This window comes from Bradyrhizobium sp. YR681 (assembly GCF_000282615.1).
Lineage (GTDB): Bacteria > Pseudomonadota > Alphaproteobacteria > Rhizobiales > Xanthobacteraceae > Bradyrhizobium.
This window is the reverse complement of sequence record NZ_AKIY01000328.1, coordinates 62,856-83,284: the sequence shown is the minus strand read 5'-3', so window position 1 is coordinate 83,284 and position 20,429 is coordinate 62,856. Positions and strand designations below refer to the sequence as shown.

At 65.2% G+C, this 20,429-nt stretch carries 21 protein-coding genes; 15 read left to right on the top strand and 6 right to left on the bottom strand.

Going from position 1 to position 20,429, the window contains the following annotated elements; genetic code table 11:
* Positions 1 to 10: 10 nt before the first annotated feature.
* Together PMI42_RS35555 and PMI42_RS35550 are read right to left on the bottom strand one after the other, a co-directional pair.
* Complete coding sequence (locus PMI42_RS35555) at positions 11 to 586, bottom strand: cysteine hydrolase family protein (protein WP_008144384.1); 576 nt, start codon at positions 584 to 586, stop codon at positions 11 to 13.
* Positions 583 to 1,311 (bottom strand): GntR family transcriptional regulator, encoded by a 729-nt coding sequence (locus PMI42_RS35550; RefSeq protein ID WP_008144382.1) that lies wholly within the window; start codon positions 1,309 to 1,311, stop codon positions 583 to 585. Before PMI42_RS35550 ends, PMI42_RS35555 begins: the two co-directional genes overlap by 4 nt.
* 111 nt (positions 1,312 to 1,422) lie before the next feature.
* On the opposite strand from PMI42_RS35550, the gene PMI42_RS35545 reads away from it, so the two are divergent.
* The 15 genes from PMI42_RS35545 (at position 1,423) to PMI42_RS35475 (ending at position 16,871) form a co-directional block, all read left to right on the top strand.
* Entirely contained in the window at positions 1,423 to 2,235 is an 813-nt protein-coding gene (locus tag PMI42_RS35545) for an HpcH/HpaI aldolase/citrate lyase family protein (RefSeq protein ID WP_008144379.1), read from the top strand.
* Positions 2,236 to 2,318: 83 nt separating this feature from the next.
* Complete coding sequence (locus tag PMI42_RS35540; protein ID WP_008144375.1) at positions 2,319 to 3,524, top strand: ABC transporter substrate-binding protein; 1,206 nt, start codon at positions 2,319 to 2,321, stop codon at positions 3,522 to 3,524.
* Positions 3,525 to 3,606: 82 nt separating this feature from the next.
* On the top strand, positions 3,607 to 4,356 hold the full coding sequence (locus tag PMI42_RS35535; protein WP_008144373.1) for an SDR family NAD(P)-dependent oxidoreductase: 750 nt from the start codon (positions 3,607 to 3,609) through the stop codon (positions 4,354 to 4,356).
* Between the two features lie 4 nt (positions 4,357 to 4,360).
* Positions 4,361 to 5,260, top strand: a complete 900-nt coding sequence (locus PMI42_RS35530) for an NAD(P)-dependent oxidoreductase (protein WP_008144370.1) — start codon at positions 4,361 to 4,363, stop codon at positions 5,258 to 5,260.
* Positions 5,261 to 5,262: 2 nt separating this feature from the next.
* Positions 5,263 to 6,153, top strand: a complete 891-nt coding sequence (locus tag PMI42_RS35525; RefSeq protein WP_202802816.1) for a branched-chain amino acid ABC transporter permease — start codon at positions 5,263 to 5,265, stop codon at positions 6,151 to 6,153.
* Entirely contained in the window at positions 6,146 to 7,120 is a 975-nt protein-coding gene (locus PMI42_RS35520; protein ID WP_157195878.1) for a branched-chain amino acid ABC transporter permease, read from the top strand. Before PMI42_RS35525 ends, PMI42_RS35520 begins: the two co-directional genes overlap by 8 nt.
* Positions 7,117 to 7,899 (top strand): ABC transporter ATP-binding protein, encoded by a 783-nt coding sequence (locus PMI42_RS35515; protein ID WP_008144364.1) that lies wholly within the window; start codon positions 7,117 to 7,119, stop codon positions 7,897 to 7,899. Before PMI42_RS35520 ends, PMI42_RS35515 begins: the two co-directional genes overlap by 4 nt.
* Positions 7,892 to 8,629 carry an ABC transporter ATP-binding protein gene (locus PMI42_RS35510; RefSeq protein ID WP_008144362.1) on the top strand — a complete coding sequence of 246 codons (738 nt, stop codon included), beginning with the start codon at positions 7,892 to 7,894 and terminating at the stop codon, positions 8,627 to 8,629. Before PMI42_RS35515 ends, PMI42_RS35510 begins: the two co-directional genes overlap by 8 nt.
* 17 nt (positions 8,630 to 8,646) lie before the next feature.
* Positions 8,647 to 9,585: an SMP-30/gluconolactonase/LRE family protein gene (locus tag PMI42_RS35505; protein WP_008144359.1), complete on the top strand. Its 939-nt coding sequence runs from the start codon at positions 8,647 to 8,649 to the stop codon at positions 9,583 to 9,585.
* 82 nt (positions 9,586 to 9,667) lie between these two features.
* On the top strand, positions 9,668 to 10,390 hold the full coding sequence (locus tag PMI42_RS35500; RefSeq protein ID WP_202802815.1) for a TetR/AcrR family transcriptional regulator: 723 nt from the start codon (positions 9,668 to 9,670) through the stop codon (positions 10,388 to 10,390).
* 219 nt (positions 10,391 to 10,609) lie between these two features.
* The gene (locus tag PMI42_RS35495) at positions 10,610 to 11,818 is read left to right on the top strand and encodes an ABC transporter substrate-binding protein (protein ID WP_008144354.1); all 1,209 of its coding nucleotides are present in this window, start codon (positions 10,610 to 10,612) and stop codon (positions 11,816 to 11,818) included.
* 27 nt (positions 11,819 to 11,845) lie between these two features.
* Entirely contained in the window at positions 11,846 to 12,661 is an 816-nt protein-coding gene (locus tag PMI42_RS35490; protein WP_008144352.1) for an SDR family NAD(P)-dependent oxidoreductase, read from the top strand.
* On the top strand, positions 12,658 to 14,799 hold the full coding sequence (locus PMI42_RS35485) for an acetate--CoA ligase family protein (RefSeq protein WP_008144349.1): 2,142 nt from the start codon (positions 12,658 to 12,660) through the stop codon (positions 14,797 to 14,799). Before PMI42_RS35490 ends, PMI42_RS35485 begins: the two co-directional genes overlap by 4 nt.
* A 6-nt stretch (positions 14,800 to 14,805) precedes the next feature.
* Positions 14,806 to 15,951: an acyl-CoA dehydrogenase family protein gene (locus PMI42_RS35480; RefSeq protein ID WP_240535318.1), complete on the top strand. Its 1,146-nt coding sequence runs from the start codon at positions 14,806 to 14,808 to the stop codon at positions 15,949 to 15,951.
* A gap of 5 nt (positions 15,952 to 15,956) precedes the next feature.
* On the top strand, positions 15,957 to 16,871 hold the full coding sequence (locus PMI42_RS35475) for an acyl-CoA dehydrogenase family protein (protein ID WP_008144344.1): 915 nt from the start codon (positions 15,957 to 15,959) through the stop codon (positions 16,869 to 16,871).
* 18 nt (positions 16,872 to 16,889) lie between these two features.
* Here PMI42_RS35475 and PMI42_RS35470 read toward each other — a convergent pair whose 3' ends face one another.
* The 4 genes from PMI42_RS35470 to PMI42_RS35455 are packed head-to-tail and all read right to left on the bottom strand — an operon-like array spanning position 16,890 to position 20,396.
* The gene (locus PMI42_RS35470) at positions 16,890 to 17,597 is read right to left on the bottom strand and encodes a phosphoribosyltransferase (protein ID WP_008144341.1); all 708 of its coding nucleotides are present in this window, start codon (positions 17,595 to 17,597) and stop codon (positions 16,890 to 16,892) included.
* An 18-nt stretch (positions 17,598 to 17,615) separates the two neighbouring features.
* Positions 17,616 to 18,848 (bottom strand): Zn-dependent hydrolase, encoded by a 1,233-nt coding sequence (locus PMI42_RS35465; RefSeq protein WP_008144338.1) that lies wholly within the window; start codon positions 18,846 to 18,848, stop codon positions 17,616 to 17,618.
* Positions 18,841 to 19,626, bottom strand: coding sequence for an ABC transporter ATP-binding protein (locus tag PMI42_RS35460; protein WP_008144336.1), 786 nt, complete (start codon positions 19,624 to 19,626; stop codon positions 18,841 to 18,843). The genes PMI42_RS35465 and PMI42_RS35460 overlap by 8 nt, the downstream gene beginning before the upstream one ends.
* A complete protein-coding gene (locus PMI42_RS35455; protein ID WP_035967585.1) occupies positions 19,623 to 20,396 on the bottom strand; it encodes an ABC transporter permease in 774 nt (257 codons plus the stop codon). Before PMI42_RS35455 ends, PMI42_RS35460 begins: the two co-directional genes overlap by 4 nt.
* Positions 20,397 to 20,429: the final 33 nt, after the last annotated feature.

Here is a 20,429-nt window from a genome sequence, read left to right as displayed (position 1 = left end):
CGAGGGTGGCTTACCCGAAGTTCACATCCGCGCTGGTCTTGATGGCGGCGAAGCGGGCGAGGCAGCGCAGCGCGCTGTCGTGCTCGTCGGTTGTTCCGCCGGCGCAGCAGTCTTCCAGCACCGTGCAGGCATAGTCGCGGTCGTGCGCTTCACGGGCGCCGGTGTGCACCACGCCGTTGGTGGAGACGCCGGTCAGGATCAGGTCGGTCACGCCCTGGGCGCGCAGGATCGGCTCCAGCGACGTCCCGTAGAACGGGCTGACCCGATGCTTGACGATGTCGCAATCGCCGGTCTCCGGCTTGAGATCGGGATGCACCTCGGTGCCCCAGGTGCCGAGCTTGAACAGGCCGGCGCCTTTGGCGCGCGAGAAGATCGGCGAATTGGGCGGGCACTCCTGATAGTCGGGCGAGAATCCGACGCGGACATAGCCGATCAGCACGCCGGCCGTGCGCGCTTTCGCGATCACCGCCCTGGTGCGGCCGAGCACGTCACGCTCTTTCATCAGCGGAACGTAGGTCTTGGCCCCCGCGCCGTTCTCGTGGACGAGGTCGTTCAGCATGTCCATCACGAGCAGCATTGGTTTCATAGCGTCTCCTTCTCAGAGCTCTTGTTCTCAGGACTCTTGTTCTCAGGACTCTTGTTCTCAGGACTCTTGGATTTGACGGGATTTTCGGACCTTGCCGGCATGCTGTTGCGCAGCTCGGTCCAGCCGGTCTCGATGTGCTGCCGCATCGTCAGCATGGCGCTTACGGCGTCGCCCTCGATCACGTTCTTCAGGAGGTCGTTGTGCTCCCTGGCGGCGCGGAGCGCCCGGCCGCCGATGCGGTTGATGACGTCGAACGGATATTGCGCCCACAACACCTGCACGAAATGCAGCGTCTTCGGCAGCCGCGCGAAGTCGTACATGCGGCGATGGAAGCGATAGTTGATGCCGCGCGCGGACGTGCTGTCATCGGCGAGCGCAGCCTCCTCGAATTGCCGCGCCAGCTCGCGCAACTCCGAGATCTCCTCGGCGGTGATGTTGCGCACCGCACTTTCGACCAGCTGGGTCTCGAGCGTGATGCGGAGCTTCAGGATCTCGGTGGAAGCCTCGACGTCGAACGGCGCCACGGTCGCGCCGCGGTAGGAGTCGCTCGCGAGATAGCCTTCCGCCTCGAGCAGCTTCAGCGCCTCGCGAACCGGCGTGATGCTGATCTTGAGCTCCTGCGCGATTTCGGTCTGCTTCAGCCGGGCGCCACGCGGCAGCCGCCCCGAGATGATGCCCTCGCGGAGATAGTCGGCGACCTGCTCCTCTTTCGTCCGATATTCCATTGGATGCCGCTGCCCCCGCCTGATTTGCCCGCGACTACCATAGACGCGGTCTTCCAGGGAGGATAGAAATACAAACGATAATGCATAATGCATAATTGAGGTTGGTGTCGAATGTCCAGCGCTTTATCCCGCTCTTTCCTGTTTGTGCCCGCCAACCGGCCCGAGCGTTTCGACAAAGCTGTCGCGTCCGGCGCCCACCAAATCATCCTTGATCTCGAGGACGCGGTGGCGCCGGCCGACAAGGGGACGGCGCGCGGTGCCATCGCGCAATGGGCGGGGCGGAATGGTGCCATCGTGCGCGTGAATGGCGCGGATAGCCCGTTCTTCGCTGCCGACATGGACATGGTCCGCCGCGCCGGTGTGACCAAGCTGATGTTGCCGAAGGCCGAGCCCGGATCGCTCAATCGCCTGGTCGGATTGCTGGACCAGTCCTGCCGGATCATCGCTCTCATCGAAACGGTCAGGGGATATGCGGAGTTGCGGAGCATCGGCAACAGCGGCCTGGTATCGCAATTGGCTTTCGGCAATCTCGACTTCGGCATCGATGCCGGCGTGACCGAGACTGCGCAGGAACTCGATCCGGTGCGCCTGCAGATCGTTCTGGAGTCGCGGTTGGCTGGATTGGCAGCGCCGGTCGACGGAGTGACGACCAATTGGACGGATCCTGCGGCCTTCGGGGCGGCGGTCGGTCGCGCCAGGGCGCTGGGCTTTGGGGCCAAGCTCTGCATCCATCCGGCGCAGGTCAAGCTGGTCAACGATGCCTTTCTGCCCACCGCCGACGAACTCAAATGGGCCCGGCGCGTGATGGAGGTCGCCGAAAGCGCAGGCGGCGCGGCGGTGGCGCTGGATGGCAAGATGATCGATGCTCCGGTCATCCGCCGCGCCGAGCTGATCCTGGCCAGCGAGGCATCTATTGGTACATAATGCATAATGCATTTTCTATTGACCGACCAAGTTCCTCCTTCTAAAGATGATCGGAGAAAAACAAATATCGGGGAGGGCCTGTGATGAAGAGGCGCGACTTTCTCAAGCTGTCGGGCGCCGCTGCGCTGGCATCGGCCTATCCCGGCTCGTCGCTGCTCGCCGACGAGATCGGCGTAGATGCCGCCGCCAAGACCATCACCATCGGCGGGTTTACGCCGGTCACCGGGCCGGTCCCCTTTTACGCGATCCTGACTCACGCGGCGGACGCCTATTTCAAGAGCGTCAACGAGGCCGGCGGCATCAAGGGCTGGAAGATCAACTATGTGACGCTCGATGACGGATACGATCCCGCCCGCAGCGTCGCCGCCGTCAGACGCCTCGTCGAGGACAACCATATTTTTGCGCTCGTGGCTGCGGTTGGGACAGCCACCAACGTCGCCGTCATTCCCTATGCCAAGGAAAACGGCCTTGCGATGATCGGGCCGATCGGCGGCGCCAGCGCCTTCTTCGCCGAGCCGAACATCTTTCCGCTGTTGCCCGACTACGGCTGGTCGGCGGCCTCGAATGCCGAGTTCGCCGTCAACGATCTCAAGCTGAAGAAGATCGCGCTGCTGTGGGAGAACGACGAACTCGGCCGCTCCGCCAAGCGCGGCTTCGATCTCTTCATGGAGGCCAACAAGCTCACGGCGGCGGAGTCGGTTCCGTTCGAGGTGAAGACCACCGACTTCACGCCGCACATCCGTCGTGTCGCCAACTCCGAAGCCCAGGCTGCGATCCTGTTCGGATCCAACGCCAATCTCGCGGCCGCGCTGAAGGCGGCCGACCGCCAGGGCGTCAAGCTCACCTGGTTCGCGCCCTTCTTCACCGCCGATCCCGCCACCTACAAGCTGACCGGCGACCTTCTCAACGGCGTCTACTTCTCCTCGTGGCTGCTCCCGGTCGACAGTGGCGAGCCCGAGATCAAGGCCTATCGGGAAGCCATATCAAAATACTATCCGAACGATCCGGTCGGCGTGTTTGGCCTCAATGGCTGGAGCAATGCCGCGCTGTTCGGCAGCATCTTTGGCGCATTGGTCGACAGCGGCAAGCCGATCACGCGTGCCAATCTGATCGAGGCGGGCAATACGCTGAGCAATGCCTCGGTCGGTGGCGCGCGCAAGGTCACCTTCACTGGCGCGGACCACCGCGGCACGCGCCAGGAAGCGATCCTGCAAGCGCAGGGTTCGTTCGTCATGGTGCGCGACTTCAAGCCCTATCCGGCGGTGGCCTTCGACGCCAAGCCGGCCTGAGCCCTTCGTTTCAGCGGGTGGCCGCAAGACACGGCCGCCCGCTGCTCGTGTTAGCTACCAAGAAAAACAAGGAAAGTAGGACATGGCTGGATCGCCCTTGAGCGGGCCCTCGCGTCTCGACGGACAAACCGCCCTCATCACGGGAGCCGCCGGCGGCATCGGCCGCGCCGTCGTCGCCGCGTTCTGCGCGGCAGGCGCCGACGTCATCGCCACCGACATCGTCGAGGACGGCGGCAAGTTTCCCGAACGAGCGAGCTATCGTCGCTGCGACGTGACGGATCGCGCGGCGACCGAAAAGCTGATCGACGACGAGCTGAAGGCGCGCGGCAAGATCGACATCCTGGTGCTCTGCGCCGGCACGATTGCCAACACGCCGTTGGCGCAGTCGACCGACGAGGAATGGGAGAAGATCCTCGCCGTTAACCTGATGGGCACGGTCAATCCCGTCCGCAAGCTCTATCCTGTCATGGCCGAACGCGGCTTCGGCAAGATCGTGGCGCTGGGTTCGATAGCCGCCAAGATCGGCGGCGTCGCCTCGGGGCCCGCCTATGTTGCGGCGAAATCGGCCGTGCACGGCCTGATGAAATGGGTCGCCAAGAACGGCGCGGCCAAGGGTGTCTATGCCAACATCATCGCGCCCGGTCCGGTCGAGACGCCGATGTGGGCGACCGTCACCGATCGCGCCGCGCCGTCGGCGAACGGCAACGTTCCGCTGGGACGGTTCGGCCAGCCCGAGGATATCGCCCAGAGCATTCTCTTCCTCTGTTCGCCGGCGTCGAACTGGATCACCGGCACGGTGCTCGACGTCAATGGCGGCATGTTGATGGATTGACATCATGAGCGCAGCACAGACCATCGGCTTCATTGGGCTCGGCGTCATGGGCGGTCCGATGTGCCGGAATATGGCGAAGAAGCACGCCGGTCGCGTGCTGATCCTCGACCGCGATCCGGCGGCGATCGCCGCGCTGTCCGACACCAAGGCGGAGGCGGCTGCCTCCCTCGAAGCGCTTGCTGCTGTCGCGGACGTCATCTTCCTGTCGTTGCCGGGCGGACCTCAGGTGGAGGCGCTCTCGTCCGCGATCGCGCAGGTGGCGCGGCCGGGAGCCACGATCGTCGATCTCAGCACCACGCCCGTCGCGCTGGCGCGCGGCGTGTCCGAGCACCTGAAGGCCAGGGGCTTTGCCTTCGCGGATGCGCCGGTGGCGCGCACGCGAGAGGCCGCGCAGCGTGGCGAGCTCAGCATCATGGTCGGCGCCGAGGAGGCCGTGTTCGCGCGGATCAAGCCGCTGCTCGACTATATCGGGTCCGACGTCACCCATTGTGGCGAGGTCGGCTGCGGCCAGGTCGTCAAGCTGATCAACAACGCGCTGGTGTTCGAGCACACGCTGGCGCTGGCCGAGATGATGGTGGTCGGCGAGCGCGCCGGTGTGAAGTCCGAGACGCTGCTGAGCGCAGTGTCGAAGGGATCCGGCGATAGTTTCGTGCTGCGCAATCACGGCGCCAAGGCGATGCTGCCGCGCAATTTTCCGGCAAAAGCCTTTCCGCCGGAATACGTGCTGAAGGACCTCGATTACGTGCTTCAGCTCGCTTCCGACAACGGCGTTCGTCCCGGCGTCGCCGAGCTTGCGCGCCGCTACTACAATGCCGCATGCCGGCACGGCCTCTCGGGGCGCTATTTCCCCGGCGTGATCGAGTTCATCGAGCAGGGTGGCGTGCCGGACGAAGGGCAGGGGTGAGCGTGGCGGGATTCATCCGAGACATTCTGCCGCTGCTCTGGTCCGGGACCATCTCCGGCTGCCTCTACGGCGTCGGCGCGCTCGGCCTTGTCATGGTGTTCAAGAGCTCGCGCGTCGTGAATTTCTCGCACGGCAATCTCGCCTGTCTCGGCGCGTTCGTGGTCTTTGGCTTCTCCAGCGGCAGCCTGCTCAGCCTGTCCTGGGCCAGTGCGGTGGCGCTGGCGCTCGGCATAGCCTGCGCGATTGCGGTCATGAGCTATGCCGTGATCGCGCCGATCGTCTTCAAGTCCGATCTGGCCTCCACCATCGCAACGCTCGGCGTCGGGCTGATCCTGCAAGGCGCAGTGCAGCTCGTGTTCGGTGCCGACATCGTCAATCTCGACCTCCCGGTGCCCCGCTTCAATTTCAGCCTCGGGGCGATCCGTGTCTCCTCCTATGATCTCGCCGTTCTCGTCGTCACGCTCGCAATCGTCGGCAGCCTGTTCGTGATCATCGAGCGCACCAAGCTCGGCGTCGCGTTCCGTGCAGTGTCGACCAATCCGTTCGCCTGCGAGGTCTGCGGGCTGAACCTGCGCTCCGTCCACCTGTTCTCCTGGCTCGCCGGCGCCGTCCTCGGCCTCGTCGCGGCGCTGCTGATCGTGCCGACGACGTTCCTGAGTTCGACGACGGTTCCGTCCTTCATGTTGCAGGCTTTTACCGCGGCCGTGGTTGGCGGCTTCTCGAGTCTGCCGGGCGCCGCCGTTGGCGGCATCCTGGTCGGCGTCGCCATGAACCTGTTCTCGTTCTACGTCGCGCCGGAGTTCATGAACACGTTCCTGCTCGGCGTGATCCTGCTGACGCTCAACTTCTTCCCCAACGGACTCCTGGAAAGGGCGATCGGTGGCCGTGTCTGATCTCGCCCACGCGTCCAAGGTCAGCGCGTCCGCTCGCGGCGGTCACGTCGATATCGCGCGGCTGTCCGTGCTCGCTTTGGTCGCGGTGCTGGCGCTGCTGCCCCTTCTGGCCGGCGGCTTCCTGCTCTACAGCCTGTCGCTGAGCATTGCGAATGCGGTTGCCGTTCTCTCCGTCAGCATGCTGGTGCGGTACGGCGGTGAAGTGTCGATCGGGCACAGTTTCTTCGTGGCGCTCGGAGCCTATGCGGTTGCAATCGTCGAGCACCGGCTGGGCCTGTCCATTGCGGTAAGCCTGCCATTGGCGATCCTGCTCGGCGCCGGCGGCGGCTTTATCTTTGCATTCCCCTCCCGCCGGCTCTCCGGAATCTATCTGGCGGTGGCGACCATGGCGCTGGCGCTCGCGCTGCCGGAAATCCTGATCGGCTTCGAGAAGTTCACCGGCGGCTTCGAAGGTCTCTACATCGCGCAGGATCTGGTCCCCGGCGTCTCGAAGGCGTTGCAACGCTATTACGTGACTCTCGTCGTTCTGATTGTCGTCTGTCTGGCGCTCGCGCATTTCCGCAAGTCGGCGCAAGGCCTGGCGCTGTTGATGGCGCAGGCGCAACCGCGCGCGGCCGAGGCCATGGGGATCACGCGGAGCTGGGCGCGTATCTCGATCTTCACGGTGAGCGCGGCGCTGGCTTCGCTAGCAGGGGCGTTGACGGGCTTTGCGTCCTCGACCGTTTCCCCGAACAGCTTCACCTTCTTCAGCGGTGTCTTCCTGCTGGTCGGCTCGGTCGTCAGCCTGAACAGGCTGTCGTTGCCGGCCGCGCTCGTCGGCGGCGCCTTCATCACGCTGGTGCCGACCTATCTGGCGAAGGCCGGCGACTGGGTTCCGATCCTCTATGGCGTCGCGCTCGTCGCGGTCACGCTGGCCGCGAATGCCGGCGACCTGCGCCGCTTCGTGCCGGGCAGGAGGGCGCGATGACGGTAGCCGCCGGCAGCGGGCTCGTCGCCGATGGAATCTCCCTCGGCTTCGGCGGGCTTCAGGTTCTCAGCGATGTCTCGCTGACCTTGCGGCCCGGCGTCATCACGGGCCTGATTGGACCCAATGGCGCGGGCAAGACCAGCTTGTTCAACTGTCTCACCGGGCTCTATCGCGGCCAGCGCGGCCACAGCAGTTTTGCTGGCAGGCCGCTGGACGGCATGGGGCCCGCCCAGCGCGCCGGATGCGGCATCACCCGCAGCTTCCAGAATCTGGCGATGTGCCCGGATCTGTCGCTGCTGGAAAACGTCCTCGTCGGTCTCACCCTCAAGCGGCGGTCCGGCTGGTTCAGCGCCTTCGTGCCGACGCCGGCGCAGCGTGCCGAGCAGCAGGACACCGAGCGCCGTGCCATGGCGGCGCTGAATGAGCTCGGCATCGCGTCCGCCGCCCATCAGAAGCCGTCCGATCTGCCGCCGGGGACGCTGCGCCTCGCCGAGATCGCGCGCGCCATTGCCAGCGAGCCCAGGGCGATCCTGCTCGACGAGCCGGCCGCGGGACTGAACGCCGTCGAGACGCGTGATCTGATACGCGCCTTGAAACGACTGATGAGGCCCGACCTCGTGCTCCTCGTGGTCGAGCACGACATGGACCTGATCATGGAGCTCTGCGAGCACATCTACGTGCTCAATTTCGGCAAGATGATCGCGGACGGCACGCCCGCCGAAATCCGCGCGCATCCCGACGTGATCCGTGTCTATCTCGGAGACGATGCCGATGACTGAGCTGTTCTCGGCACGCGGTCTCTCGGTCAGCTACGGCAGGGCGCGTGTCGTCGAAAATGTCGATCTTTCCGTGCCGGAGAAGGGCGTGGTGGCACTGCTCGGCGCCAACGGCGCGGGCAAGTCGTCGGTGCTCAAGGCCATCGCCGGCCTGGTGCCGGCCGCAGGCGAAATGCGCTTTGCCGGTGAAGACATCGGCGCGCTCGCCGCGCGGCATCGCGTCCGGCGCGGCATTGTCTATGTCCCCGAGGGGCGCCAGATCGTCGGCTCGCTGACGGTCGCCGAAAACCTCCTGCTCGGCGGCTTCTTCCTCGATGCGCGCGTGCAGCGGCAGCGGCGTAATCTCATGCTGGAGCTGTTCCCCGAGATTGCCAACCGCCTGAAGTCGCCGGCCTGGATGCTGAGCGGCGGCGAGCAGCAGATGCTCGCGATCGGGCGCGGCCTGATGAGCGCGCCGCGGCTGCTTCTGCTCGACGAGCCGTCGCTGGGATTGGCGCCGCTCCTGATCCGGCGCGTATTCGAGCGCCTCGTTACAATCAAGCAGGATACCGGCCTTGCCATCATGCTGGTCGAGCAGAATTTCCGCATGACGATGAAGGTCGCCGACGAGCTTTATTTCGTGCGCAATGGCGCCATCGTGGGCCATCGCAGCGCCTCAGATCTTGCCACGCCGGCAAGCCGTGCAGAGGTCGTCGAGGCCTATCTCGGCGCGGGCCAGCCGGCGCCGGCATAAGAACATGGAGTGACGCGATGCGCTTTGAGGGCAGAGAGATTGCGAATGGACTGGCCTTTCCCGAAGGACCGGTCGCGCTCGCCGACGGCAGCGTCATCGTCGTCGAGATCGAAGGCGGCCGGCTGACGCGCGTGCTTCCTTCGGGTCGAAAAGAGGTGATCGCGCATCTCGGTGGCGGGCCGAACGGCGCCGCCATCGGTCCGGACGGCAAATGCTATGTCTGCAACAATGGCGGCTTCTCCTGGCACAGAGACACAAGCAACTTTGTCCGCCCGACCGGCCGCGCCGAAGACTACACGACAGGACGCATCGAGCAGGTCGATCTCGATACCGGCGCCGTCAAGACCCTCTACGAGAGTTGCGGCGGCGTCCATTTGAAAGGGCCGAACGACATCGTCTTCGACGACAGCGGCGGATTCTGGTTCACCGATCTCGGCAAGACCTACGGCCGGCTGATGGACCGCGGCGCGGTCTATTATGCGCGCACCGACGGCTCCATGATCAAGGAAGCGATCTTTCCGATCATGACGCCGAACGGCGTCGGCCTGTCACCGGATGGACGCACGCTTTATGTGTCCGAGACCGAGACCAGCCGGATCTGGAGCTATCCCATCACGGGCGAGGGCGAGGTCGCCAAGGATCCCTGGCCGTCGCCCAATGGCGGCCGGCTTTTGCACGGCCTGCCGGGCTATCAGCGCTTCGATTCGCTCGCAGTCGAGGAGGGCGGCAACATCTGCGTTGCCACGCTGGTGCGGGGCGGGATCAGCGTGCTCTCGCCCGCCGGCAAACTGATCGAGTTCCACGAAGCCGACGAGGTCTATTGCACCAACATCTGCTTCGGCGGCCCGGATATGCGCACGGCCTTCATCACGCTGTCCGGCACCGGGCGGCTGATCGCGGTGGACTGGCCGAGGCCCGGCCTTGCGCTCAACGATTCCCGTACAGCACGCAGATAGCGCCGCCGACCCCACTGACAAACCTCATACCCACGTGTACCGTGGCCGCGGCTTCAACGCGGGTGAGGGGAATCGACGGTTCGTGGCAGCCGGTAGCGACACAGAAAAGGCGGCGCCGACCATCGGCTCCAAGGAGCGGCGGCGCAAGGAGTCGGACCGGCGGATGCTGCGGGCGGCGGTGGCGCTGATCGGCCGGCACGGCACGTCCGGTGCGAGCCTCGCCGATATCGGCGTCGAGGCCGGCTACAGCCGTGGCCTGCCTGTGCAGCGCTTCGGCACCAAGCTCCACCTGCTGGAGACCGTGATCGATACGATCCAGGACCGCTTCATGCGCCAGGTCGAGCGGCGGATCGACGGTCGCACCGGTTGCGCGGCGCTCGCCGAGCGCATCCGGATCCAGATGGAGGCGGTGCGCGACATGCCGGACTCGGCGATCGCGCTGTACCATCTGATCGTGGATTCGACCGGCACAGTGCCGGAACTGAAGCCGCGCATCGCCGAGCTGCATGGGCTCTACCGCGACAATCTCCGCGCCTACCTGTTGCAGGCGCGCAAGATGGGCGAGCTGCGCAAGGACGTCGATATCGAGCAGAACGTGCGCGCGATTTCGGGCGCGATCAGCGGCATCTGCATCCAGGCACTGGTGAGCGGCGACACCAAAAAGCTCGGCGAGGACGCCGAATTCGTCGCCGAACTCTTCCTCGACCGCCTGATGGAGCCGACCTCGAAGCCTGCAAATTCGGGCAAGGCCAAAGCCGGGGCCGGCGCCGGAACCAGGTCTGCTCCTCGGAGAGTCGCGCGCTGAGGTGCGTGGCTCGCGTCCTGCCCGGGCAGGCTTGACGTCTGCCGGGAGCGGCGCCGTTCCCTTGCATCAATTGCTTTCCAAGCTGGGCCGAGCTGCTGCGGCGCGGGGCCACATGGCCGTCCGCATTGCGGGGTCGTCCTCAATTACTTGCTAGTCAGCAAGCAACTGATGTGGTAGCTAACTCGCCAACAACTGAAACAAGTGTTGCGGAGGGAAGAGGTGGCGGTCAGGGCAGGCATCATCGCGGTCGGGGCGTTGCTGGCATTCAGCCTCCAGGCTTCGGCCGGCGAGAAGAAATATGGTCCCGGCGTCACCGACACCGAGATCAAGATCGGCAACACCGCGGCCTATAGCGGGCCGGCCTCGGGTTTCGGTCTGATCGCCAGGACGGGCGAAGCCTATTTCCGCAAGATCAACGAGGAAGGCGGCATCAACGGACGGAAGATCGTGTTCCTGTCGTATGACGACGCCTATTCGCCGCCGAAGACCGTGGAGCAGACCCGCAAGCTCGTCGAGAGCGACGAGGTGCTCTTCATGTTCAATGCGGTTGGCACGCCCACCAACTCCGCCGTGCAGAAATATCTCAACGCGAAAAAGGTGCCGCAGTTGTTCGTCTCCAGCGCGGCCGCGAAGTGGAACGATCCGAAAAACTTTCCCTGGAGCATGGGCTTTGCCCCTTCGCTCGAAACCGAGGGCAAGGCTTACGCGAAATACGTCCTGAAGGAGAAGCCGGGCGCCAGGATCGCGATCTTCTATCAGAACGACGATTTCGGGAAGGACTACCTCAAGGGCATCAAAGCCGGCCTTGGCGACAAGGCGCAGGCGATGATCGTCGCAGAGGAATCCTTCGACGTCACCGAGCCGACCATCGACTCGCACATCGTGAAGCTGAAGGCCGCCGGCGCCGACGTCTTCTTCAACATGGCAACGCCGAAATTCGCGGCTCAGGCGATCAAGAAGATCAACGAGCTGAACTGGAAGCCGCTCCAGCTTCTGAGCTTTGCCTCAGCTTCGATCGGCAGCGTGATCAAGCCGGTCGGATTCGAGAACGCGCAAGGCATCGTTTCGGCGACCTATTTCAAGGATCCCAACGATGCCAGGTGGAAGGACGATGCGGACTTCAAGGCGCTGAACGCTTTCCTCGACAAATATCTGCCGGAGGCCAACCGTACCGACACGCTGATCATCAACGGCTACAACCCGGCGCTGCTGCTGGTCGAGGTGTTGAAGCAGTGCGGCGACGATCTCAGCCGCGAGAATGTCATGAAACAGGCGGCGAGCCTTGGGGGTGTCGAGGTGGGTACGCTGCTGCCCGGCATCAAGATATCGACGTCGCCGACCGATTATGCGCCCATCAAGCAATGGCAGCTGATGCGTTTCGAGGGAACCAAGTGGCAGCTCTTCGGCGATCTCGTCGGCAGCGATTGATTCCGGGGAAAACCGAAGGAACGACTCATGTTTTCCCTGAAGGGCAAGGTCGCGGTGGTCACCGGCGGCGGGCGCGGCATCGGCAAGGGCATCAGCCGCGCTTTGGCGCAGGCGGGCGCGACCGTGATCTGCACGGGACGCACCGCGGCGCCGCTGGAAGCCACCGCCGTCCAAATACGCGAGCAGGGCGGTCATGTGCGGGTTCTCGCGAACGATATCGCACAACCCGGTGCCGCGCAGTCCGTCGCTGATCGTGCGCTGTCGGAATTCGGCCGGCTCGACATCTGGGTCAACAATGCCGGCAGCGCCGCGCGCGAGGATGTCGGTCCGCTGATCGGTCTCGACGAGGGGCAGTGGGACCGGGTCGTCGATCTCAATCTGAAATGGACCTTCTTCGCCGCGCAGGCCGCGGCCCGCGCGATGACGACAGGCGGCTCCATCATCAACATCACGTCGCGCTCCGCCTCGCAGCCCAACCCCATGACGGGCCAGTACGGCGCGGCCAAGGCCGGCGTCGACAATCTCACGGGAACCATGGCGGTGGAATGGGGCCATCTCGGCATCCGCGTCAACGCGATCGCACCGGGGCTGGTGCTCACCGAGGACAATTCCGAGTTCATGTCCGGGCCGCGGGCGCAGAAGCAGATCGACGTCGTGCCGCTCGGGCGGCTCGGCACGCCCGACGACATCGGCCCGCTCTGTGTCTACCTCGCCTCCGATGAGGCGGCCTGGATTTCCGGGGTCGTCATCCAGGCCAATGGCGCGAGCCGTATCCCGTTCGGCTATCTCGCTTATCTGCACAAGGTCGCGAAGGCGAAGCATGACGCTTCGGCCGTGTCATGACGTCACCGGGACGGCTTGAGCCGTATCGCCGCGCTGAACTGAAGCCGCTCTACGATCCCGGAAGCGTCGCGATCATCGGCGCCTCGCCGCGCCCGGCGTCCTTCGGCGCGCGCACCGCAGCCAATCTGAAGGGCTTTTTCGGCGGCCGCAGCTTTCTGGTGAATGACAAATACGACCGGATAGGCGACGCGCCGTGCTATCCGAGCTTGCGCGCGCTGCCGGGGATTCCTGACCTTGCCGTGGTCACGACACCAGCGGCAACCGTGGAGCCGATCATCGAGGCCTGCATTGCAGCTGGCGTTCCGAGCGTCATGCTCTACGCCTCGGGCTTCGCCGAAATCGGCACCCATGAGGCGATTGAAACCCAGAACCGAATCGTGCGTCGCGCACGCGAGGCGAATCTCCGCTTGCTGGGGCCGAACTGCGTCGGGTTGCTGAACTACACCAGCGGCGCCCGCATCACGTTTGCGGCGGTGCCGGAGACGCGGTCGCTGGCGCCATTCGCGATCGGGTTGGTCAGCCAGTCCGGCGCGCTCGGTTTTGCGCTCGCGCAGGCGATCGAGCGCGGCGTGTCGTTCAGCCATGTGCTGACATCGGGCAATTCCGGCGATGTCGACATCGCCGACTGGATCGCAGCGCTGGCGGAAGATCCGGCCTGCGCCGTCATCGCCTGTGCGTTCGAGGGCGTTGCGCATCCCCTGAAGATGCTCGCTGCCGCCGAGCGCGCCTGGGACAACGACAAGCCGCTGGTCGTGTTCAAGCTCGCGACCGGCGAGACCGGCGCCGCGGCCGCACTATCCCATACCGGCTCGCTCGCCGGCTCGAATGCGTCCTGGCGCGCCTTGCTGGAGCGTGGCGGCGCGGTCGTCGTCGACAATTTCGAGGATCTGATCGAGACCGCCGCCTTTTTCGGCAAGGTCTGTCGGCCCAAGGCCGAGGGTGTGGCTGTGCTTGCAGGCTCCGGCGGTGCCGCGATCATGGGCGCAGACAGCGCCGAGCAGCATGGCGTGCCCCTGCCGCAACCGGAGCCGCGCGTGCGCGCCGTGCTGGAGGCGCGCATTCCGCCATTCGGGGCGCCGCGCAATCCCTGCGATGTCACCGCACAGGTGATTTCGGACTCGGAATCGCTGATGGATTGCGCGGATGCGCTTCTCTCAGCTCCGGGTTACGGCGCACTGGTCTATGGCTGTACTTATGCCTATGGGCCCGCGACCGAACGGCTTCCGCATCTCAGCGCGCTCGCCGGCAAACATGGCAAGCCGATCTGTGCGGTGTGGTTGACGCAATATCTGGAAGGGCCGGGTTCCCAGGTGATCGAACGCGATCCCAACATCGCGATCTTCCGCTCGATGGACCGCTGCTTCGCGGCGCTCGCTGCCTGGACGGCGCGGGCCGAACGTGCGGCGCATTTGCCGGTCGGGTTCGTCGTCGATGCCGAACGCAAGGCCCGCGCCGCCGCGCTGCTGCCGTCGCAAGAGACCGTGCTCGGTGAGACCGAGACCAAGGCGCTGCTCGCGATCTACGGCATTGCGACGTCGCGCGACATCACGGTCACCAGGGCGCTTGATGCGGTGCAGGCTGCGCGCGCGATCGGCGGCAAGGTCGCCATGAAGATCGACAGCCCTGACATCGCGCACAAGTCGGACGCGGGCGGGGTGTTGCTCAGTGTCGAGGGCGATACGGCCGTACGTGAAGCCTACGATCAGATCATGGCGACCTGCGCCAGAGCGGTTCCGACGGCGCAGCTGCGGGGCGTGATCGTGCAGGAGATGGTCCCGGCGGGCGTGGAAATCATCGTCGGCGTGAACAATGATCCGCTATTCGGACCCATGATCGTCATCGGCCTCGGCGGGGTCCTGACCGAACTTCTGCGCGACAGCGTGACGGCGCTTGCGCCAGTCGATGAATACGAGGCTCTGCGTCTGCTCGCCCGGCTTCGCGGTGTGGCAATCCTGGACGGCTTTCGCAGCTCGCCGCCGGTCGATCGCAGCGTGCTCGCGCGCACGATCAGCCGCATCTCAGCGCTTGCCTGTGCCCACCGCGATCGCCTGCGCGAGCTCGATGTCAATCCGCTGATCTGCCGCGGCGAATCCGTTGTCGCGGTCGATGGCCTCGCCGTGATCGGCCCGAACGCCTGAGAGGGGATGATGAATTTCGAATGGAGTGCCCGCGAGCAGGCCTTTCGCGACGAGATCAGGTCGTTTCTCGCGCGCGAGCTGCCGCCGGATTGGGAGAAGATCGCCCGCCACGGCCCCGGCTCGAAGCAGCAAACCGAATTTTCGCGCGTGTTCTGCACCAAACTCGCGGAGGCCGGACTGCTCGTCCCACACTGGCCGAAGGAGCACGGCGGCCGCGGCAGCTCGGTGTGGGAGCATTTCATCCTGGGCGAGGAGATGTGGGCGGTCGGCGAGCCGCGCGGCCCGCAATACATGAACGTCAACTGGATCGGCCCGACCATCCTGCGTTTCGGCACCGCGGAGCAGAAGGCGCGCTATATCCCCGAGATCGCAGCCGGCAACGCGGTGTGGTGCCAGGGTTTCTCGGAGCCCTCCGCCGGCTCTGATCTTGCCTCGCTGCGGACGCGCGCCGATCGCGACGGCGACCATTTCGTCATCAACGGCTCCAAGGTGTGGACCTCCTATGCCGGCCTCGCCCAGCACTGCTTCCTGCTGGCGCGCACCGGCGGCAGCCGCAAGGACGGCATCTGCATCTTCCTGATCCCGATGCAGACACCCGGCATCACGGTGCGGCCGATCCCGGCGCTGGTCGGCAACGGCGACCTGCACGAAGTGTTCTTCCAGGACGTCCGCGTTCCCGTATCCAGCATGCTCGGCGAGGAGGGCAAGGCCTGGTCGCTGATCACCTATGCACTTGCCAACGAGCGTATCGGCCTGCCGCGCTATCAGCTCTCCACCCGCGTGCTCGGCGAGATGGTCGAGCAGTTGAAGGCTAACGGCTCGTGGAACGACGATATCGTCAGGTTCAGGGCCGGGCAGGCGCTCGCGGCCAGCGAAGCGGCGCGCATGCTGGTCTACCGCGTGGTCGACCAGCGCTCGCGCGGCCTGCCGCCGAATGCGGAATCGTCCCTGGCGCGTGTCGCCATCGTCGAGGCGGACCACGCGGTCGCCAATTTTGCGCTCGACTTTCTCCCCGAGGCGTTCTCCGGCGACGTCCTGCCGCTGCTCAAGCCGCATCATGAGCGTGCGATCGCCGCCGGCATCGCTTCGGGCGCGGCCGAGATCCAGCTCGGCATCGTCGCCTCCGACTATCTGAACCTGCCGCGGAGCTAGGGCGCATGTTTCTCGACATCAGCGACGACCAGGATGCGCTGCTCACGACGGTGTCCGCCGTTCTTGCCAGGGCCAAAAGCCGGCTCGTGCTTGGGAGCGGCAAGGCGTCCTTCGATCTCGAGCTCGATGCGGATCTGGACAAGAATGGCGTGCTCGACGCGGCATCCTATCCGGAGTTCGGCGTGTCGACGGCGGCGCTCATTGTGCACGAGGTTTGCCGCAGTGCCTCCATCACCGAAGTCGGAGCATCGGCCGTGATCCGCCCGCTCATCTGCTCCGACGCGCCACGACCGCTCGCAGTGCTGACGGGCGATCCGGGGCAGGCGGTCCGCTTCCTGCCGGTTGCGCGCGCCGTCCTCGTCCTGTCGGAGGCCGGCGCGTCGTGGTTTCCGGTCTCGCCGGACGACATCGAGGTCGTCGATTCCTATTTCGCCTATCCCATGGGCCGGATTCATGATCCCGAGCGCTGCCTTGCGCGGTCGCGCTCTGTCGCCGATCCAATGTTGGCGCGGCGCCTCGCCCAGCTCGCCGTCGCTGCGGAGATCAGTGGCGTGCTCCAGGGCGGTCTCGACGCCGTCGTAGAGCACGTCACCGATCGCCGCCAGTTCGGCCGGCCGCTCGGTACGTTTCAGTCGATACAACATCGGCTCGCCGCCTGCGCCTCGAAGATCGCCGCGGCCAAATGGCTGGCGTTCAAGGCCGGCAGCGGCAGCGCCACGCATGCCGACGCCGTCACGGCGCTTGCCTATGCGCAGACCGTGGTCGATCCCATCGTCTACGACCTGCATCAGTTCCTCGGCGCCATGGGGCTGACGCTGGAGCATCCGCTGTATCGCTGGACTTATCGCGCAAAGCTGCTCAAGTCGGAGTTCGGCGGTGCCTCGCGCAGCAATCGCGAATTGGCAGATCTCGCCTGGTGACGGTTAGCGCCCGCTCGATCAGGGAATGGCGGGCTGCGTCTCGGCCAGCGGCATCCAGCCCGCGTCGCTCCGCTGGAAGAGCGGGCATCCGTAGACCGCACGAACCGGAAGCGCCGCGGTCGCAGCCTGCCAGCGATTGCTCTGCTTCATCGCGACGACCATGCCGACAATGTCGACCCCGATCCTCTGCAACAAGCGCACCGCAGCAATCGCGGTCGCACCGGTCGAGATCGCATCGTCGACCACCACCACCCGGCGGCCTTCGATCAGGGGCAGCAGGTTTGGGTCCAGCCGTAACTTTTTGCCGGCCTCGGGGCTGGTGATCGAGGTCACGGGCTCGGACAGCGTGTCCTCGTACCAGAACTTGCGAGAATAGCCGAGCGGGACGAAGCGCGGCTGTCCGAGCCGCTCGGCGACCTGCGATGCAAAGGCAAGGCCCAGGGTCGGCAGTCCGACGATGATCTCGGCATCAAACGCGCGCGCTTGTGTGGCCATGTGGTCTGCGAGCGCCGCGATGACGAGATTGGAGGCTTGGTTGGCGATCAGTGACGCGACTGCACGCTCTGCATCGGGCAAGCGACGTAGCGGCAAGACGAGAATGCGGCCGCAGGGCAGGGTGACGGGATAGCCGAAGCGATAGGGCGGTGCGGCCGGGAAACGTGCGGGGACATCAGGCGTCAATTCCTGCCAATAGCCGGTCGTGGCCTCGGTATAGGTTTCGTTCATGATGCCTGCATCGGTTGCCTAGCCGCTGAGGATTCGCCGGCATGCATCGACGAAAACGTCCGCGCCGGTGACGATGTCGGCGTCGGCCGTGTTCTCGGTCCAGTGATGGCTGATGCCGCCGATCGACGGCACGAACAGCATCGCCGCGGGCATGACGGTCGCAAGCATCTGTGCATCGTGCCCAGCGCCGCTGGGCATGCGGAGGGATCGTCCGCCGGCGACGGCCTTGCTCGCAGCTTCGATCGCGTCCTGAAAGCCGGCGTCCATCATCGCGGGCGCGCCGGTGCGAATCTTTTCCACGGTGACGCTGCAGGGACCCTTCGCGTTGACCTCATCGGCCATCGTGCGCAGCAACTCCTCGAGCCGCGCGATGATGGCCGGATTATCGTCGCGGATCTGGAACAGCATTTCGGCACCGCCGGGAATGATGCTCGGCGCGCCCGGATCGAGCGTGATGCGACCGGTGGTCCAGACGGTGCGCGGACCGCAAGCGGCCGGGAAGCGCTCGTCGATCGCCACGCAGAACTTCGCCAGCGCAACGCCAGCATCCTTGCGCGCGGCCATGCGGGTCGTGCCGGCGTGGTTCTGCTCGCCGGTGAAATTGATGCGATACTGCCAGATGCCGACGATGGAGGTCACGACGCCGACCGCGAGCTTGCCGCTCTCCAGCGTATCCCCTTGCTCGATATGCGCCTCCAGATATCCGACGTGCCGCCCCTTCTCGACGGCGACACGCGCGCGTCCTGCGAGCCCCATCTCGGCGAGCGCATCGCGCATCGGCCGCCCGTTGGTGCGGTCGCGCGCGGCGTCGACTTCTGCCTCGGTCACTTGCCCCACATAGGAGCGCGAGCCGAGGAAGCTGCCAAAATGTCCTTCCTCGTCGCACCAGGCGACGACTTCGACCGCGCCCTTCAGCGAAGCATCGGCATTGAGCACGCGGGCGGCTTCGAGCGCATAGACGACGCCGAGCGGGCCATCGAGCCAGCCGGCGTAGTTCTGGCTTTCCAGATGGGAGCCCGCCAGCAGTTTCGGGCCTGCCTTCGCGCTGGTCCCGAACACATTGCCGATGCCGTCAAGCGTCGCGGAGAGACCCGCATCGGGCAATTTCCGCACCAGCCAGTCCAGAGAAAGCTTGTGCGGCTCGGAGAAGGTCGGCTTGTGCACCCCGGTCTTGTACGCGCCGATGGCACGGAGCGCATTGAGGTCGGCGAGAACCCGCTCGCCATTGGCGCGGGACTGAGTGTCAGGCATGTTCGGCAACCTTCAGCGCCTCGGTACGGATTTCCTCGACCAGCCGTTCCTTCAGCTGGACGAATTCGGGCGTCGTTTTGATCTTGTAGGAGCGAGGATGCGGCAGGTCTACCGCAATTTCGGCCTTGATGCGGCCCGGACGCGCGCTGATGACGATGACGCGGCTGCCGAGGAAGATCGCCTCCTCGATGTCGTGGGTGACGAACAGCACGGTCTTCTGGTCGCGCTCCCAGATACCGAGCAGCATTTCCTGCATCAGGGCACGGGTCTGGTTGTCGAGCGCGCCGAAGGGTTCGTCGAGCAGCAGGATCTTCGGGTCATTGGCGAGCGCGCGTGCGATGGCGGTGCGCTGCTGCATGCCGCCGGAAAGCTGCTTGGGCCAGTGGTTCTCGAAGCCGGATAGCCCGACCCGGCGGATGAAGGCGTCGGCGGCCTTGTTGCGCTCCACCTCGGACACGCCGCGTTCGCGCAGGCCGAAGGCGATATTCTCGCGCACGGTCAGCCAGGGAAACAGCGTGTAGGACTGGAACACCATGCCTCGATCGGCACCCGGGCCGGTAACCTCGCGGCCATCGAGCGTGACGCGTCCGGTGGTCGGGTGGTCGAGGCCCGCAACGATGCGAAGCAGCGTGGACTTGCCGCAGCCGGAGGGGCCGAGGATGGTGACGAAGTCGTTGTTGCCGATGATGAGGTCGGTCGGCTCCAGCGCCCTGGTCGGCGCATTGCCGTGGCGCGCGGGGAAGGTGCGGGAGACCTGTTCGATCTTGAGCGTGGTCATGCGAGCTTCCACGGAAACAGCCAGGCATTGAACGCCTTGAACAGGAAGTCGGAGACGAGGCCAATCAGCCCGATGATGATAATGCCGAAGATGATCTGGCCGGTGTTGAGCAGCGCCTGGCTGTCGGTTATCATGTGACCGATGCCCGAGGACGAGCCGATCAGCTCGGCGACGATGACGTAGGTCCAGGCCCAACCCAGCACCAACCGCATGATTTCGGCGATCTCGGGGGCGGACGAAGGCAGCAGGACGCGGCGGATGATGCCGCGGTCGCTGGCCCCCAGCGTATAAGCCGCTTCCACCAGATCGCGCCGCGTCGCGCCGACGGTCACGGCGATCATCAGGATGATCTGGAACACCGAGCCGATGAAGATGACCAGCAGCTTCTGCAATTCGCCGATGCCGGCCCAGAGAATCAGCAGTGGAATGAAGGCGGAGGCGGGCAGATAGCGCGCAAAGGAGACGAAAGGTTCGAGGAAAGCCTCGACCGGCTTGTAGGCGCCCATCAGCAAGCCGAGTGGGACCGCGATGATCGCGGCGAGGACGAAGCCACCGACGACACGCCAGATCGTCATGCCGATGTCGTAGATAAACCCTTGCTTGGCCAGCAAGTCGTAGCCCTCCTGCACCATCGTCAGCGGATTGGCGAGGAACACTTTCGACACATGGCCGCCGAAGGTCGCCCAAGACCACAGGGCAACGAAAACCACGAAGAACGCAAGGCCGTAAGCCACGCGCTGCCTCGATGTCACGGGATCCAGAGGACGCATCAACGATTTATCCGGGGGTGTATGAACTTGCCG

Bases quoted from the DNA above. Each gene is read 5' to 3' on its own strand.
- PMI42_RS35480 (WP_240535318.1), top strand. From the start codon at position 14,806: ATGATGAATTTCGAATGGAGTGCCCGCGAGCAGGCCTTTCGCGACGAG.
- PMI42_RS35515 (WP_008144364.1), top strand. From the start codon at position 7,117: ATGACGGTAGCCGCCGGCAGCGGGCTCGTCGCCGATGGAATCTCCCTC.
- PMI42_RS35555 (WP_008144384.1), bottom strand. From the start codon at position 586: ATGAAACCAATGCTGCTCGTGATGGACATGCTGAACGACCTCGTCCAC.
- PMI42_RS35545 (WP_008144379.1), top strand. From the start codon at position 1,423: ATGTCCAGCGCTTTATCCCGCTCTTTCCTGTTTGTGCCCGCCAACCGG.
- PMI42_RS35455 (WP_035967585.1), bottom strand. From the start codon at position 20,396: ATGCGTCCTCTGGATCCCGTGACATCGAGGCAGCGCGTGGCTTACGGC.
- PMI42_RS35530 (WP_008144370.1), top strand. From the start codon at position 4,361: ATGAGCGCAGCACAGACCATCGGCTTCATTGGGCTCGGCGTCATGGGC.
- PMI42_RS35540 (WP_008144375.1), top strand. From the start codon at position 2,319: ATGAAGAGGCGCGACTTTCTCAAGCTGTCGGGCGCCGCTGCGCTGGCA.
- PMI42_RS35505 (WP_008144359.1), top strand. From the start codon at position 8,647: ATGCGCTTTGAGGGCAGAGAGATTGCGAATGGACTGGCCTTTCCCGAA.
- PMI42_RS35490 (WP_008144352.1), top strand. From the start codon at position 11,846: ATGTTTTCCCTGAAGGGCAAGGTCGCGGTGGTCACCGGCGGCGGGCGC.
- PMI42_RS35535 (WP_008144373.1), top strand. From the start codon at position 3,607: ATGGCTGGATCGCCCTTGAGCGGGCCCTCGCGTCTCGACGGACAAACC.
- PMI42_RS35460 (WP_008144336.1), bottom strand. From the start codon at position 19,626: ATGACCACGCTCAAGATCGAACAGGTCTCCCGCACCTTCCCCGCGCGC.
- PMI42_RS35475 (WP_008144344.1), top strand. From the start codon at position 15,957: ATGTTTCTCGACATCAGCGACGACCAGGATGCGCTGCTCACGACGGTG.
- PMI42_RS35485 (WP_008144349.1), top strand. From the start codon at position 12,658: ATGACGTCACCGGGACGGCTTGAGCCGTATCGCCGCGCTGAACTGAAG.
- PMI42_RS35550 (WP_008144382.1), bottom strand. From the start codon at position 1,311: ATGGAATATCGGACGAAAGAGGAGCAGGTCGCCGACTATCTCCGCGAG.
- PMI42_RS35510 (WP_008144362.1), top strand. From the start codon at position 7,892: ATGACTGAGCTGTTCTCGGCACGCGGTCTCTCGGTCAGCTACGGCAGG.
- PMI42_RS35465 (WP_008144338.1), bottom strand. From the start codon at position 18,848: ATGCCTGACACTCAGTCCCGCGCCAATGGCGAGCGGGTTCTCGCCGAC.
- PMI42_RS35470 (WP_008144341.1), bottom strand. From the start codon at position 17,597: ATGAACGAAACCTATACCGAGGCCACGACCGGCTATTGGCAGGAATTG.